The following is a 15,168-nucleotide window of genomic DNA, read 5'->3' as shown; positions in this document are numbered from 1 at the left end:
GTTATCCTCGCCTCCTTTACCTAAAGTTAAACGTTCTTAGAGTTATTATTCATTCTATTAAACGATCTATCTTAAAACGTGCAAAAAAAGACATATTCTCATGTTGAATTTGTTTAAATAACCTATTAGTTGTGTCTATAAAATGATCAAAAAACAAAAAAAGAGCCTTAAAGCCTTAAGATAAAACATCTTTAATACATACTTGTATTAAAAGAATAGATCAATCAATGCAATGATTGGTTATAGGATTTTCATTTGCTATGAATAGCTAACCAAGTTAAATATTTTTTTACAAAGGACCAATTACTTTACTATATTTCCATTATTCAAATCGTCAAATTCCAACAAATAGGAATCACAAAATAATGACTTTGGACTAATTATGCAGCCTCGTACATGCAATTATGCAAGAAAACGGAGGTGCTTGTCCTTTGCTTATGTGGAAAAATATATTATAAGGAAGATTAGTGGTATTTCGACAGTATCCACTGTTTGTGGAAAACTCTATTCAGACATATAGAATAAGATGTCCACAACTTATCCACAAGATGTGGATAATGGAGTTATGCACAGATTTTATTCAGATGTGAAAACAAAACTATAATATCAAAAATTCTTAATAACTGCAATGCTTTTTAATATCTTATCCACAACCTAATTAGGTTGTTAGTAATAAATGTCCACATGCTATTAGTTTGTTGAAAAGTTGTAAATAACAATTGTGGAAAAAATTTTCTCGTCGAAATTTATCCACAATCGTCGAAAAAATAGTAAAAACTATACTAGAGACAGGAAAATGAAAGGATAAAAAAAGCGAAGTTTTAAAATGTATTTTTAATGAATTACTGAATTATTTTTCATGATTAATTTAAAAGTACTTTTTAGTAAAGTAACAAAACAGGAAGAAATTTTTGTAGAATAACCAAACTGGAAAAAAAATTCGTTAGGAAACAGAATAGTTGGCAAGGATATGAAGTAGAATAGAAAATTATGTGTTATAATATAATAATGACCTTTGAAATAGAGAGGGAAGATCATAGAAATAAAGATGATCTATAAAATAAAGATAAATAACAAATGAATAGTTGACAATTAATTACCGATGTTTATATAATTGTAAGGACTGTCTATAACAGCTATTCCTCAGGGAGGTGTCATATACAATGAAAAGAACTTATCAACCAAATAAACGTAAAAGAAGTAAAGTTCACGGATTCCGTAGCCGCATGAGCAGCTCAAATGGACGTAATGTCTTAGCGCGCCGTCGACGCAAAGGAAGAAAAGTATTATCAGCTTAGGCCACTGAAACGTCAGTGGTCTTTTTTCAATTAAAAAGAGTGAAGGGGATGATCTTAATAGCAGGACAGCCCCTTCCTTTTTTTACAATATATTCGTTTATTTACGTTAATATGCCTGTCTAAATTTCTTTCAAGGCTGTTTTCTAAGAAGCATGTTGTTGTTTTTTAGGTAAAATGTATATAAATTACTTAGCTGCTGAATATACTTAGTGCCGAGGGGATTAGTGAGACAGGTAAGGCCCCTGAGGTTTAATGCTCTTTAGGACGCTAAAAAAGCATTCCAAGGAAAGAGCCTGTATATAGACTGCTGATTAATAGCAACAAGCTTTAGGAAAAAGCCTCTTTTATAGAGAGAATAAAGTTATTAGCTTGAAGGAATTGAAGGAGTTATAAACGTTGAAAAAAGAATTCAGAATAAAAAAAAATAAAGAATTTCAGTCGGTTTTTAAAAAAGGACAATCCTTCGCTAATCGACAGTTTGTTATTTATAAATTAGAAAAAGTAGAACAAGAGCATTTTCGAATTGGTCTGTCTGTCAGCAAAAAAATTGGAAATGCGGTAAAGCGAAACCAAATAAAACGCTATATAAGACAAGCATTCCTTGAATTTGAAGATAAGTTGGAAAATAAGTATGATTATGTCATAATTGTAAGAAAGCCTGTTGCTGATATGGGTTTTGAGGAAGTAAAAAAGAGTCTTATCCATATTTTAAAAATAGCAAAGGTTCTATCCAAAAAGAATTAGGGAAAAAAATGTTAGTTAAGCGTTTCCTATGATTCGTTTATCGGTTACAATACTTAATAAGTAAGATTCGAAAATCATGTTAAACAGGAGGATTTGCAGCTTGAATAAGAAATTTTTATTGATAGTTGGTCTGCTTTTTTTAATGACCATTTTAACAGGATGTACAGAGTTTAATCAACCGATAACTTCTGAAAGTGAAGGAATCTGGAATGAATTCATCGTATATCCACTATCTCAACTGATTATAAAGACAGCAGCTTTTGCTGGAGGTAGTTATGGTATTTCTATTATTATCGTAACTATATTAGTTCGACTAGTTATATTGCCACTTATGATTAAACAAACGAAAAATAGTAAAGCAATGCAGGCGATTCAGCCGAAGATGAAAGAACTGCAACAAAAATATAGCTCTAAAGATCAAAAGACACAACAAAAGCTTCAAGAGGAAACGATGAAGCTATTCCAAGAAAATAAAGTAAACCCATTGGCTGGATGTTTCCCATTAATCGTACAAATGCCGATATTAATTGGGTTTTACCATGCTATTTCTCGTACGAGAGAAATTGCTTCTCATGATTTCTTATGGTTCAGTTTAGGACAGCCAGATCCGATTTACTTATTACCAATCTTAGCTGGTGTAACAACATTTTTTCAAACAAAATTATCTATGGCTGGAGCGCCGCCAAATCCACAAATGCAAATGATGGTTTGGATTATGCCAGTGATGATTTTAGTGTTTGCTATTAATTTCCCTGCTGCATTATCTCTTTACTGGGTAGTAGGTAATATCTTTACAATTGTTCAAACGTATTTCATTAAAGGACCTGAAATTAAAAATGCTGGACAAACTAGCAAAGCAGGAGGAGCAAAGAAGTGAAAGAAGTTACTGCCGTAGGACAAACAGTCGACGCAGCAGTGGATTCAGCTTTAGCTCAGCTTAAGACAACAAAGAATCAGGTTGAAATCATTGTTGTTGATGAAGGAAAAAAAGGATTTCTCGGTTTTGGTTCAAGAGTAGCCAAAGTAATCGTGAAGAAAAAGATAGATCCAGTTGAATCCGTTAAACTTTTTCTAAAAGATGTTAGCGAAAAAATGGGTGTTCCTATTGAAATTCACGTTAAACAAAATGGCAAAAATATTTTGTATGAATTATCTGGTGAAAAAATTGCATTATTAATAGGAAAAAGAGGACAAACACTTAATTCTATTCAATATTTAGCGCAATTAGTAATTAATAGAGAATCAAAAGAATATTTTAAAGTGATGTTAGATGCGGAAGGCTACCGAGAACGAAGAAAACAAGCTTTAATTCAATTAGCTGAAAGAATAGCTTATAAAGCGGTTAAGATAGGAAAAGAAATTCCTCTTGAACCGATGCCGGCAGAGGAAAGAAAAACAATTCATACTGCTTTAGTTTCTTTCAAAGGTGTAAAAACGTATTCTTCCGGTGAAGATGCAAAAAGACATATTATTGTTGCGCCAATAAAAATAAAAAATAGATAGAAAAAAGAGATCGTCTTTCCGGTAGGAGGACGATCTCTTTTTTTTGCAATTAAAAATGAAACTATTCCAAACAGACCTTACTGCTTAAACCTTATTTTATTTTTTCTAGTGCTCTAAATCCATATATTTTACTTGGAATATTATTTTGGAATATTAATTATGAAACGTACCTTCGTTTTTTTATTTAGGTGAACAAAATGTAGCAGGAGAAGAGAATGGTCGAACAGCATAAAAAATAGTTAGGCGAAGTAGGTAGCTATTGTATTTTTATTTTGCGTTTTATTGTTATTCACATGTGGATAAGATAGAATGGTATATAACGATAAAAGTGAATGTGGATAAGTGTGCGGATTTTTTTCTTTTTTTACATTTGTGGATATGTTAATCTAATCTAATGTAATCATGTCAAAGGTGAATACAATCATTTTATATAGATATATTTTTTGAATTGAGGTGATAAAGATGGAATTGGATACAATTGCTGCGATATCGACGCCAATGGGTGAGGGAGCGATCGCAATTGTTCGATTGAGCGGTCCAGATTCAATAAAAATTGCTGACAAGCTCTTTAAGAGTATAGGTAATAAGAAGTTAAGTGAGGTAGCAAGTCATACGATACATTATGGACATATTATTGATCCAACAACAGATGAGGTTGTGGAAGAAGTGATGGTATCGTTGATGAGAGGACCAAAAACTTTTACCAAAGAGGATGTTATCGAAATTAATTGTCATGGTGGACTTGCTTCTGTAAATCGATTATTACAATTGACTACTTCTCATGGTGCTAGAATAGCAGAACCTGGAGAATTTACAAAAAGGGCTTTTTTAAATGGACGAATCGATCTTTCTCAAGCAGAAGCGGTAATGGATTTAATAAGAGCAAAAACGGATCGTGCGATGAATGTTGCCCTTGGACAAATGGAAGGAAGATTATCGAAATTAATCAGACATTTGCGCCAAGAAATCCTAGAAACATTAGCACAGGTAGAGGTTAATATTGATTATCCTGAATATGATGATGTGGAAGAGATGACACAACAAGTAATGCTTGAAAAATCAAGGTATATCAAGTTAGAGATTGACAAGCTTTTACAGACATCACAACAAGGAAAGATTCTACGCGAAGGATTAGCAACGGTTATTGTTGGTAGACCGAATGTAGGGAAATCATCTTTATTAAATAGTCTAGTGCAGGAAAATAAAGCGATTGTAACAGATATTCCCGGTACAACAAGGGATGTAATAGAAGAATATGTGAATGTGCGAGGAGTTCCTCTACGATTGCTAGATACAGCTGGTATTCGTGAAACAGAAGATATAGTGGAACGAATAGGAGTAGAAAAGTCGCGAAAAGTCCTTCGAGAAGCAGATTTAATTTTACTTGTCTTAAATTATGCGGATGAATTAACAGAAGAAGATAAAAATATTTTTAAAGCAACAGAAGGCATGGATTTTATAGTAATTGTTAATAAAACAGACTTACCGCAAAAAATTGACTTAAATCAAGTAAAAGAACTTGCAGGGAATCGCAAAGTAATTACAACATCTTTAGTTGAAGAAAACGGTGTAGACTTATTGGAAGAAGCGATATCTAATCTATTTTTTGAGGGCTCTATTGAAGCAAGCGATATGACGTATGTTTCTAATTCAAGGCATATTTCCTTATTGAACCAAGCGCAGCGTGCGATTAGTGAAGCAATTGATGGAGCAGAAAATGGAACGCCTATAGATATTGTACAAATTGATTTAACAAGAACCTGGGAAATACTTGGTGAAATTATTGGCGAAAGTGTACATGAAAGCTTAATTAATCAGTTATTTTCACAGTTCTGTTTGGGGAAATAAATGGTTTGAATGGTGGTTGTTTTCGAAGGAAAAGTTTTTTACGAAAACAGCATAAAAGAAAGACTTAGAAAGAAGGAGGCATCATGATGCAGTACGAAGCTGGAAATTATGATGTGATTGTTATTGGTGCGGGTCATGCTGGTTGTGAAGCGGGACTTGCAGCAGCAAGAGTAGGTGCCAAAACATTAATGTTAACGATAAATTTAGATATGGTCGCGTTTATGCCATGTAATCCTTCTGTTGGAGGACCTGCAAAAGGGATTGTCGTTAGAGAAATTGATGCACTTGGCGGCGAAATGGGTAAAAATATTGATAAAACATATATACAAATGAGAATGTTGAATACAGGAAAAGGTCCTGCAGTTCGTGCACTAAGAGCTCAAGCAGATAAATATATGTATCAACATGAAATGAAGAAGACGTTAGAAAATGAACCAAATCTCACGTTGATTCAAGGAATGGTAGAAGAATTAATCATTGAGGATCAAGTTGTCAAAGGCGTTATTACGAAAACAGGTGCTACTTATCGTGCAAAAACGATTGTAATAACTACTGGTACGTATCTTCGCGGGGAAATTATTTTAGGAGAGCTTAAATACTCAAGCGGTCCAAATAATCAACAGCCTTCCATCCGCTTATCTGAGCATTTAGAAGCGCTTGGATTTGATTTGGTACGTTTCAAAACAGGAACGCCTCCACGTGTAAATAGTCATACAATTGACTATTCTAAGACTGAAATACAGCCTGGCGATGATGTTCCAAGAGCCTTCTCTTATGAAACAACCCAATTTATTACCGATCAGCTTCCTTGCTGGTTAACATATACAAATGAAAAGACACATCAAATTATTGATTCAAATTTACATCGTTCCCCTATGTATTCAGGAATGATTAAAGGGACAGGACCGCGTTATTGTCCATCAATTGAAGATAAAGTGGTTCGATTCAATGATAAACCGAGACATCAAATTTTCTTAGAGCCAGAGGGCAAAAATACGCAAGAAGTTTATGTTCAAGGATTGTCTACAAGCTTACCTGAAGATGTTCAACAGGAAATATTAAGAACAATTCCAGGCTTAGAAAATGTCCAAATGATGAGAGCTGGCTATGCAATTGAGTATGATGCGATTGTTCCAACACAATTATGGCCAACATTAGAAACGAAGAAGATTAAAAATCTTTACACGGCTGGCCAAATTAACGGAACTTCAGGGTATGAAGAAGCAGCGGGCCAAGGTTTAATGGCTGGTATTAACGCTGGTTTAAATGCATTAGGAAAAGAAGAGGTTATTTTAAGCCGTTCTGATGCATACATCGGTGTTTTAATTGATGACTTAGTAACAAAAGGCACAAACGAGCCATATCGACTCTTAACATCAAGAGCAGAATATCGTTTACTACTTCGTCATGATAACGCAGATTTACGTTTAACGGATATTGGCTATAAAATTGGTCTTATTTCCGAAGAGCGCTTTGTGAAATTCTCTGATAAAAAGCAATTAATTGAACAAGAGAAGCAACGGTTAAGCGAAGTAATGCTAAAGCCAAATGAGCAAGTACAAAATGTCATTAAAGAGCAAGGTGGAAGTGAGTTAAAAGATGGTATAAGAGCAGGCGATTTATTAAAACGACCTGAAATGAATTATAGCCATATCGAACAGCTTGCACCAAGCGAGCTTGATTTAACAGAAGATATAAAAGAACAAGTAGAAATTCAAGTGAAATATGAAGGCTATATTGAAAAGTCACTACAGCAAGTAGAAAGACTAAAGAAAATGGAGAATAAGAAGATACCTGAGAATATTGATTATGATGCTATCTCCAGTCTTGCAACCGAAGCGGTACAGAAATTAAAAAAAGTTCGTCCATTATCTATTGCACAGGCATCAAGAATTTCTGGCGTAAACCCAGCGGATATTTCCATTTTATTAGTTTATTTAGAACAAGGGAAAATTGCTCGTGTTTAATCTCTGAATAGAAAGGGTTCATGCATGAAGACGGAAGATTTTATTCAAATGTTGTCCGATAAGGGAATTACTTTATCGGACCAGCAAATAAGACAGTTTGAGCTCTACTTTGAAACATTGGTAGAGTGGAATGAAAAAATGAATTTAACAGCGATTACAGAAAAATCAGAAGTTTATTTGAAACATTTTTATGATTCAATCACTGCAGGATTTTATTATGAGGGGTTTCACGAAGCTGTACATTTATGTGATGTAGGTGCAGGAGCAGGTTTTCCAAGCATCCCTTTGAAAATTATTTTTCCAGATTTAAAGGTAACAATTGTCGATTCTTTGAAAAAAAGAATCCATTTTCTTGAACATTTAGCGTCTTTATTAGAGTTAAAAGAGGTTAACTTTATTCACGACCGAGCAGAAACATTTGGCCAAAATAAAGAATATCGCGAATCCTTTGATATTGTAACTGCAAGGGCAGTAGCCAGACTCTCTGTGTTAAGCGAGCTTTGTCTGCCACTAGTAAAGGTTGGAGGTACTTTTGTTGCGATGAAAGCAGCAAGTGCCAAAGAAGAAATAGAAGCTGGGAAAAAGGCTGTAGGTCTATTAGGGGGAAAGGTTCAATCAACGCACTCCTTTTTACTACCTATTGAAGAAAGTGAAAGAAATATCATCATAATAGCAAAAGAAAAGCCAACACCTAAAAAGTATCCTAGGAAACCAGGAACTCCTAATAAAGAACCGATTGAATAGGTGAAAGCACAGATTATTGTCTGATACTCGGATTTTCTTAAGCTTCCATCCCTTTTTTTTCGAAAGTAGGGATGGAAGCTATCCATAGGTGGAAAAGATGAGTATTTTAAGTTAGGCTGTTTTCTAAGAGTGTATTGTTTTTTAAATGAAATGGTATATTCAAATTGAAGGTAATAGCGACAACTTTATGAAAACAGCTATAAGTTATTACGAAAGAAATAAGAGAATGATATAATCATTCATAAGGTTAGAACTATATCAAATATCATATCTACTATATAATATACCTATAATTGTCATATTCTATGAAATTTCGAGAAGTTTCTACTATAAGTTAGAGGACTTAGCAGGGATTAATGTTTCATATAGAGAATAACTAATAGGGAGTTTTGTAAAGGTGGTGCAGGGTGATGAAGCCTTCTTTCTCACGATTTTTTGGACTAGGCGAAAAAGGAGAGCAAATAGAAGAAGCTAGTCAAATAAGTGCAGATGCTGCTCAAGAGGAGATCGAGAGTATGGGAAGTAATGAAGAAGTTAGACGAATCCCAATTAATCAGATTGTTCCTAACCGTTTTCAACCAAGAACGGTATTTGATGATGAGAAAATTGAAGAATTAGCTCGTACAATCCATACACATGGTATTATTCAGCCAATCGTATTAAGAGAGTATGAGGAAGATAAATTTGAAATCATTGCTGGAGAACGAAGATGGAGAGCAATGAAAAAACTTGGTTGGGAAGAAGCACCAGCTATCATTAAAAACATGAGTGATACAGAAACAGCTTCTGTTGCACTCATAGAGAATCTCCAAAGGGAAGAACTTTCTCCAATTGAAGAAGCGATTGCGTATGGAAAATTATTAGAATTGCACAATCTTACCCAGGAGGCACTAGCCCAAAGATTAGGGAAAGGGCAGTCGACTGTTGCAAATAAATTAAGACTTTTAAAATTACCAGAAGAAATTCAAGAAGCTTTATTGAATAAAGAAATTTCTGAGCGTCATGCTCGATCCATGATTCCTTTAAAAGAAAGAGAAAAACAAATCCAACTATTACAAGAAATCATAGAAAAGAGCTTAAACGTAAAGCAAACAGAAGAACGCGTTGTGAAAATGCTTGAACAAACGCAGCAGAAGCCGAAACCAAAAAGAAAAGCATTTAGTAAAGATATGCGAATAGCAGTAAATACAATTCGTCAATCACTAAATATGGTTTCTGATAGTGGAATTAATTTAAATGCCGAAGAAGAAGAGTTTGAAGATTTTTATCAATTTACGATAAAAATTCCGAAAAAGAAATAATACTTAAATAGACTTATTCTATTATTTAAATAGATTCTTAAATAGAATCATAATTTGTACTTATTTATAGATATTGGGCTCTGTTAAATCCCACTCATAAAAGATAGTAAAAATCACTATTTAACAGAGCATATTTTTTTGTGCACATAAATAGTGATTTTTACAGATTCTCACGTTTTATAGATGATTCTATACCTCAAAGGATAACCACAAGTATAAATTTAAACCTCCATTCCTGATTTTAACAGATTATTTTCTAAGTAAATTAAGTGAAATATTCTTCAGAAAATGCTTGAAATAACAAGCTTTTTTTAACTTCCTTTTACCTTAAGCATCTTTTTATTTTCCTTCACTACTCTTGATTAAAAGAAAAAATAACGATATTTAGAAGTTTTCATGATAAAATAATATACGTGATTACAATAGGTATGGAAATTGGACATGTTGTAGTCTATTCATGTTTTTTACTAATAAATTGTTTTGTAGTTTGAAAGCTATAAACGATTCAAGCTTTTTATATTAAGTAGCCATTCTGCGTCGAGTGTATATTTCGTAGCTAGTATGGAATTAAAGGTAGGTGACATCATGGGTAAAATTATTACTGTTGCTAACCAAAAGGGTGGAGTTGGAAAGACAACTACATCAGTCAATCTTGGCTCTTGTTTAGCATATATCGGAAAAAGAGTACTATTAGTAGATATTGATCCACAAGGAAATGCTACTAGTGGTGTAGGTATTGAAAAAGCAGATGTTGATCATTGTATCTATGATGTGTTAGTCGATGATCTAGAAGCAAGTATGGTGATAAAACAGACAAATGTAGAGAATTTGGATGTTATCCCTGCAACTATTCAGTTAGCTGGAGCAGAAATAGAGCTGGTTTCTACTATTTCCAGAGAAGTAAGATTGAAAAGAGCTTTAGATGAAGTTAAGCACAACTATGATTATATATTAATAGATTGTCCTCCTTCTTTAGGGTTATTAACCATTAATGCGTTAACGGCATCGGATGCAGTATTGATACCTGTTCAATGTGAATATTACGCTTTAGAAGGATTAAGCCAACTATTAAATACTGTTCGACTTGTTCAAAAGCATTTAAATCATGACTTGGCAATTGAAGGTGTATTGCTGACAATGCTTGATGCTAGAACAAATCTTGGTCTACAGGTGATTGAGGAAGTCAAAAAGTATTTCCAAGATAAAGTTTATAAAACAATTATTCCAAGAAATATTCGATTATCAGAAGCACCAAGTCATGGGGAGCCAATAATCATTTATGATCCAAAATCACGTGGTGCTGAAGTTTATTTGGAACTTGCGAAGGAAGTGGTTACTAGTGGCTAAAGGACTTGGAAAAGGGTTAGATGCCTTTTTTCCTAAAATAGATGTCGAGAAGGAAGAAAATGTTCAACAGATAAGCATCAATGAATTGCGACCTAATCCTTATCAGCCTAGAAAATTCTTCGATGAGGAAGCAATCGAAGAATTGAAGCTTTCTATTCTTGAACACGGAATTCTGCAACCAATAATTGTGCGAAAAAGTATTAAAGGCTATGAGATAGTAGTTGGAGAGCGTAGATATCGTGCAGCTAAAGAAGCGAAGTTAGAGACTGTACCTGCAGTTGTTCGACAATTATCAGAACAGCAAATGATGGAATTAGCAGTATTAGAGAATCTTCAAAGAGAAGATCTATCCCCCATCGAAGAAGGACATGCCTATCAGACCTTGATGAAGAAGTTAAAACTGACACAAGAAGAGCTAGCAAAACGGTTAGGGAAAAGTAGACCACATATTGCTAACCATGTTCGGTTATTATCTCTTCCAAAAACGGTTCAAAATTATATTTCTGACGGTAAGATATCAATGGGACATGGAAGAACTTTACTAGGATTAAAAAATAAAGATAAGCTACCAGCAATCGTTGATAAAATTATTAAAGAAGGGTTAAATGTTCGTCAGCTTGAACAATTAATCCAGCATTTAAATGAGAATGTTTCACGTGAAACAAAGAAAGAAAAACCACCAACCAAAAATGTTTTTATTAAAGAGCAAGAGTCATTCCTTCGTGAAAGATTTGGAACTACTGTTCATATTAAACAAAAGAAAAATAAGGGGAAAATTGAAATTGAATTTTTCTCAGAAGAGGATTTAACTCGTATTCTTCATTTGTTTGAATTAGAAAATGAAAAGTAAAAAAGCCACCTAAGAAAAGGCAGTTTACAAAGAGAATTTGCGAACTTATACCTTTTCTTAGGAGGCTTTTTATTTTGAGTTGATAAAATTTAAACAGTTTCTTCTTTTATTTGGTATTCCTTGAATTCTGCAGAATGCATATATCGAAGACTAGTATGATAAATCCCTTTTGAAATGATTTTTGCCATATTTAATACTAGGCTTAATCTAGTATTCTGAAGAACTAGAAACTCCATAAATCCACTAATATTAACAATCCCTGTAATATGAATATTGCCTACAGGAGGAAGCTCCTTTTTAACGCCGCTTCCTGGCTTGACAGGACCATCTCCAATTTGAATGACACCAACGCTTTTCATTCTGCCTAGACAAGCATCTATGCCGATGATATAAGGATTCCTATGTTTCTCATGTATTTCCCTTAGTTTATCCTCTAAATTAAGTGCATGGATTGGTTCGTCTAATGTCCCGTAAACATGAAATGGAGATATATTCTTTTCACTTAACAGTGTACCGATAAGTGGACCTAATGAATCTCCAGTAGAACGATCGGTTCCAATACAAATAAAGACAATTGGTTGAGTAGTAGAAACAGATGGTAATTGTTTAGACAATGAATCTGCAATTTTTAAAGCTGCTAATTGTTCGTCATGAGCTATCCTAATAGGAAGTTCATTTTTTTCGAAAAGGCTGGAATATAAGGTCATTGAATCTACTCCTTTATCATTTAGGATTCGATAATATCTAGAGGAGAAAGTAATTATCATGTTTGTTAGATTCTGTTAAGTACCAGTCAATTAAGATGGAAATCTATCGAACCATTAATTATTTTTAAGCATACTTATTGTAGTATTCAGTATATGGAAAAGAAGCAAATTCTATACATGTACATAAAAATAAAGGATAAAAGAGTGATACAGTAAGAGAGAAATTTAGCGTAATAAGGGCAAAAGTCCTGTGTTTTTTGGAAAACATACTACTACAAAGCAAGAAGAAAAACTGATAAAATATACTTACCCCATATAATGGATGATGAAGAGTAAAAGAGAAGAATAGTTAGTTTTATTTTTCAATCCATAAAACATGACGTTCTATTTTTGTAAGTGAAGTTGTATGAACAGAGAAAAAGAGGAGAAAATTTAGTAGAAGTTTATATTTAGAGGTGTCTAGATGGATGAGAATATAAAAGAAGGTTTAGATAATCTCATGAATGAGAGTTTATGGAGTAATTTAGGCTTTGGAGCACTAAAGCTCGTCCTAATCTTTCTGATTAGTGGAATTATTATTAGAGTTGGGAAAGCTGCAGTAAGGAATATCTTTAAAGTAAGAACACACTCTTCCTTACAAGTTTCTGAAAGAAGAGAAGCTACATTAATAAAATTATTAGAAAATACTATCACCTATGTAGTATATTTTATTGCAATTATGATGTCATTATCTGTGTTTAACATTGATGTTAAGGCTTTATTAGCTGGAGCTGGAATTGTCGGGCTTGCTGTTGGCTTCGGAGCACAAAGTCTGGTGAAAGACATTATTACTGGATTCTTTATTATTTTTGAAGATCAATTTTCCGTTGGAGACCAAGTACGTATTGGTGTATATGAGGGAGTCGTAGAAGAAATAGGATTGCGAACGACAAAGATAAAAGGATTTACTGGGGAAGTAAATATTATTCCAAACGGAAGTATAATTGAAGTAACTAATTTCTCAATAAGTAATAGTAAAGCAGTGGTTGATGTAAGTATTGCTTATCAGGGTGATATTAATCGAGCAGAAAAGGTTATCCAGGAACTGATAGAAAAGCTACCAGAGCAATATGAGGATATTGTAGGTGTTCCAGAATTACTAGGAGTACAAAATATACAAGCAGCTGAAGTGGTTATTCGTGTAGTAGCAGAAACATTGCCAATGAAACACCATGCTATTGCAAGGATGTTAAGAAAAGAAATAAAGAATGTTTTAGATGAAAATGGAATAGAGAGTCCTGTTCCGAAATTAGTCATGTATTCGAAACCATAATAAATTGTTCAGGAGGGCACTATGGAACAGAAAGAATTTGGTTTAAATGATGTAGTTGAGATGAAAAAAGCCCATCCATGCGGTACAAATCGTTGGAAAATCATTCGATTAGGAATGGATATTCGGATTAAATGTGAAGGATGCGAGCATAGTGTTCTTATTCCAAGAAGAGAATTTTCAAGGAAAATGAAAAAAGTTTTAGTGAAGCATGAAGAATAGTATAGGAAAAGTGTTAATTTTTCAAAGGAGAGACTGCGAGTAATGATATTCGCGGTTTTTTTGTGATGGGAACACTACTTGTCTTTTTCCCTCGTTAAAACTATAATTGGTAGAGGTTTATAATAATAATGAAATTACTTTCTATCTTGTACGATAGAGTTAGAAAGTTTATATAAGGGAGTGGCATAATGGCGTTAACTGCTGGAATAGTTGGTTTACCTAATGTTGGTAAATCTACATTATTTAATGCAATTACACAAGCGGGGGCAGAATCAGCGAACTATCCGTTCTGTACAATTGATCCAAACGTTGGAATTGTTGAAGTACCTGATCAACGTTTAACAAAATTAACAGAGTTAGTACAACCGAAAAAAACAGTACCTACAACTTTTGAATTTACAGATATTGCCGGAATTGTAAAAGGGGCAAGTAAAGGGGAAGGTCTTGGTAATAAGTTTTTATCTCATATTCGTGAAGTAGATGCTATCTGCCAAGTAGTACGTTGTTTTGCAGATGATAATATTACCCATGTATCAGGAAAAGTAGATCCTATCTCTGATATTGAAACAATCAACTTAGAATTAATTCTTGCTGATTTAGAATCAGTAGAAAAAAGAATTGGCCGAGTTGGAAAAATGGCGAAGCAAAAAGACAAAGAAGCAGTTGCGGAATTAGAAGTATTAGAATTACTAAAAGCTGCTTTTGAAGAGGAAAAACCAGCAAGAACGGTAGAGTTTACAGAGGAACAAGCGAAAATTGCAAAGGGTCTACATCTTTTAACAATAAAGCCTGTATTATATGTTGCGAATGTTGGCGAGGATGAAATTGCGGATGCAGCGAATAATGAATATGTGAAGCTCGTAAAAGAATTTGCTGCAAATGAAAATGCAGAAGTAATTGTTATCTGTGCGAAAATTGAAGAAGAAATTGCAGAGCTAGAAGGAGAAGAAAAAGAAATGTTCCTTCAAGAGCTTGGAATCGAAGAATCTGGATTAGATCAGTTAATTCGTGCTGCATATCATCTTCTTGGATTAGCAACTTACTTTACTGCTGGTGTTCAAGAAGTTCGTGCTTGGACATTTGTACAAGGAATGAAAGCACCACAATGTGCAGGTATTATTCATTCTGATTTTGAGAGAGGCTTTATCCGTGCGGAAACTGTTTCTTATGATGATTTATTAGCAAGTGGTAATATGGTTGCTGCGAAAGAAGCAGGTAAAGTTCGTTTAGAAGGTAAAGAGTATGTTGTGAGAGACGGAGATATTATCCATTTCCGTTTTAACGTATAATAAAACTTTAACTAGAAAACACTCATAAAAAGACTATAG

General features: G+C 33.7%; 14 protein-coding genes. 13 read left to right on the top strand and 1 reads right to left on the bottom strand.

Annotation, left to right across the window (positions count from 1 at the left end; translation table 11 throughout):
• Nucleotides 1-1,163: 1,163 nt before the first annotated feature.
• The 10 genes from rpmH to NYE52_RS22225 all read left to right on the top strand — a co-directional run bounded on the left by rpmH (nt 1,164) and on the right by NYE52_RS22225 (nt 11,602).
• Complete coding sequence (gene rpmH, locus NYE52_RS22270; protein WP_016201470.1) at nt 1,164-1,298, top strand: 50S ribosomal protein L34; 135 nt, start codon at nt 1,164-1,166, stop codon at nt 1,296-1,298.
• Between the two features lie 396 nt (nt 1,299-1,694).
• Nucleotides 1,695-2,042, top strand: a complete 348-nt coding sequence (rnpA, locus tag NYE52_RS22265) for a ribonuclease P protein component (protein WP_341195080.1) — start codon at nt 1,695-1,697, stop codon at nt 2,040-2,042.
• A gap of 142 nt (nt 2,043-2,184) precedes the next feature.
• Nucleotides 2,185-2,919, top strand: coding sequence for a YidC family membrane integrase SpoIIIJ (gene spoIIIJ, locus NYE52_RS22260; RefSeq protein ID WP_400248178.1), 735 nt, complete (start codon nt 2,185-2,187; stop codon nt 2,917-2,919).
• On the top strand, nt 2,916-3,545 hold the full coding sequence (gene jag, locus NYE52_RS22255) for an RNA-binding cell elongation regulator Jag/EloR (protein ID WP_341195078.1): 630 nt from the start codon (nt 2,916-2,918) through the stop codon (nt 3,543-3,545). Before spoIIIJ ends, jag begins: the two co-directional genes overlap by 4 nt.
• A 462-nt stretch (nt 3,546-4,007) precedes the next feature.
• A complete protein-coding gene (gene mnmE / locus NYE52_RS22250; RefSeq protein WP_341195077.1) occupies nt 4,008-5,393 on the top strand; it encodes a tRNA uridine-5-carboxymethylaminomethyl(34) synthesis GTPase MnmE in 1,386 nt (461 codons plus the stop codon).
• An 86-nt stretch (nt 5,394-5,479) separates the two neighbouring features.
• Nucleotides 5,480-7,360 (top strand): tRNA uridine-5-carboxymethylaminomethyl(34) synthesis enzyme MnmG, encoded by a 1,881-nt coding sequence (gene mnmG, locus NYE52_RS22245; protein WP_341195275.1) that lies wholly within the window; start codon nt 5,480-5,482, stop codon nt 7,358-7,360.
• A gap of 24 nt (nt 7,361-7,384) precedes the next feature.
• Complete coding sequence (gene rsmG / locus NYE52_RS22240; RefSeq protein ID WP_341195076.1) at nt 7,385-8,104, top strand: 16S rRNA (guanine(527)-N(7))-methyltransferase RsmG; 720 nt, start codon at nt 7,385-7,387, stop codon at nt 8,102-8,104.
• Between the two features lie 410 nt (nt 8,105-8,514).
• Complete coding sequence (gene noc / locus NYE52_RS22235) at nt 8,515-9,405, top strand: nucleoid occlusion protein (protein WP_341195075.1); 891 nt, start codon at nt 8,515-8,517, stop codon at nt 9,403-9,405.
• A gap of 585 nt (nt 9,406-9,990) precedes the next feature.
• Complete coding sequence (locus NYE52_RS22230) at nt 9,991-10,752, top strand: ParA family protein (protein WP_341195074.1); 762 nt, start codon at nt 9,991-9,993, stop codon at nt 10,750-10,752.
• A complete protein-coding gene (locus NYE52_RS22225; protein WP_341195073.1) occupies nt 10,745-11,602 on the top strand; it encodes a ParB/RepB/Spo0J family partition protein in 858 nt (285 codons plus the stop codon). Before NYE52_RS22230 ends, NYE52_RS22225 begins: the two co-directional genes overlap by 8 nt.
• 89 nt (nt 11,603-11,691) lie before the next feature.
• On the opposite strand, the gene yyaC is transcribed toward NYE52_RS22225, so the two are convergent.
• Complete coding sequence (gene yyaC / locus NYE52_RS22220) at nt 11,692-12,309, bottom strand: spore protease YyaC (protein WP_341195072.1); 618 nt, start codon at nt 12,307-12,309, stop codon at nt 11,692-11,694.
• Nucleotides 12,310-12,772: 463 nt separating this feature from the next.
• On the opposite strand from yyaC, the gene NYE52_RS22215 reads away from it, so the two are divergent.
• The 3 genes from NYE52_RS22215 (at nt 12,773) to ychF (ending at nt 15,129) form a co-directional block, all read left to right on the top strand.
• Nucleotides 12,773-13,621, top strand: coding sequence for a mechanosensitive ion channel family protein (locus NYE52_RS22215; protein WP_341195071.1), 849 nt, complete (start codon nt 12,773-12,775; stop codon nt 13,619-13,621).
• 21 nt (nt 13,622-13,642) lie between these two features.
• Complete coding sequence (locus NYE52_RS22210) at nt 13,643-13,840, top strand: DUF951 domain-containing protein (protein WP_341195070.1); 198 nt, start codon at nt 13,643-13,645, stop codon at nt 13,838-13,840.
• Between the two features lie 188 nt (nt 13,841-14,028).
• A complete protein-coding gene (gene ychF / locus NYE52_RS22205; RefSeq protein WP_341195069.1) occupies nt 14,029-15,129 on the top strand; it encodes a redox-regulated ATPase YchF in 1,101 nt (366 codons plus the stop codon).
• Nucleotides 15,130-15,168 lie beyond the last annotated feature (39 nt).

The sequence above is a fragment of the Niallia sp. FSL W8-0635 genome (genome assembly GCF_038007965.1).
Taxonomy (GTDB): domain Bacteria; phylum Bacillota; class Bacilli; order Bacillales; family Cytobacillaceae; genus Niallia.
This window is presented reverse-complemented; position numbering and strand designations above follow the sequence as displayed.

Bases quoted from the DNA above. Each gene is read 5' to 3' on its own strand.
- rpmH (WP_016201470.1), top strand. From the start codon at position 1,164: ATGAAAAGAACTTATCAACCAAATAAACGTAAAAGAAGTAAAGTTCAC.
- spoIIIJ (WP_400248178.1), top strand. From the start codon at position 2,185: ATGACCATTTTAACAGGATGTACAGAGTTTAATCAACCGATAACTTCT.
- mnmE (WP_341195077.1), top strand. From the start codon at position 4,008: ATGGAATTGGATACAATTGCTGCGATATCGACGCCAATGGGTGAGGGA.
- mnmG (WP_341195275.1), top strand. From the start codon at position 5,480: ATGCAGTACGAAGCTGGAAATTATGATGTGATTGTTATTGGTGCGGGT.
- rsmG (WP_341195076.1), top strand. From the start codon at position 7,385: ATGAAGACGGAAGATTTTATTCAAATGTTGTCCGATAAGGGAATTACT.
- noc (WP_341195075.1), top strand. From the start codon at position 8,515: ATGAAGCCTTCTTTCTCACGATTTTTTGGACTAGGCGAAAAAGGAGAG.
- NYE52_RS22230 (WP_341195074.1), top strand. From the start codon at position 9,991: ATGGGTAAAATTATTACTGTTGCTAACCAAAAGGGTGGAGTTGGAAAG.
- yyaC (WP_341195072.1), bottom strand. From the start codon at position 12,309: ATGACCTTATATTCCAGCCTTTTCGAAAAAAATGAACTTCCTATTAGG.
- NYE52_RS22215 (WP_341195071.1), top strand. From the start codon at position 12,773: ATGGATGAGAATATAAAAGAAGGTTTAGATAATCTCATGAATGAGAGT.
- NYE52_RS22210 (WP_341195070.1), top strand. From the start codon at position 13,643: ATGGAACAGAAAGAATTTGGTTTAAATGATGTAGTTGAGATGAAAAAA.
- ychF (WP_341195069.1), top strand. From the start codon at position 14,029: ATGGCGTTAACTGCTGGAATAGTTGGTTTACCTAATGTTGGTAAATCT.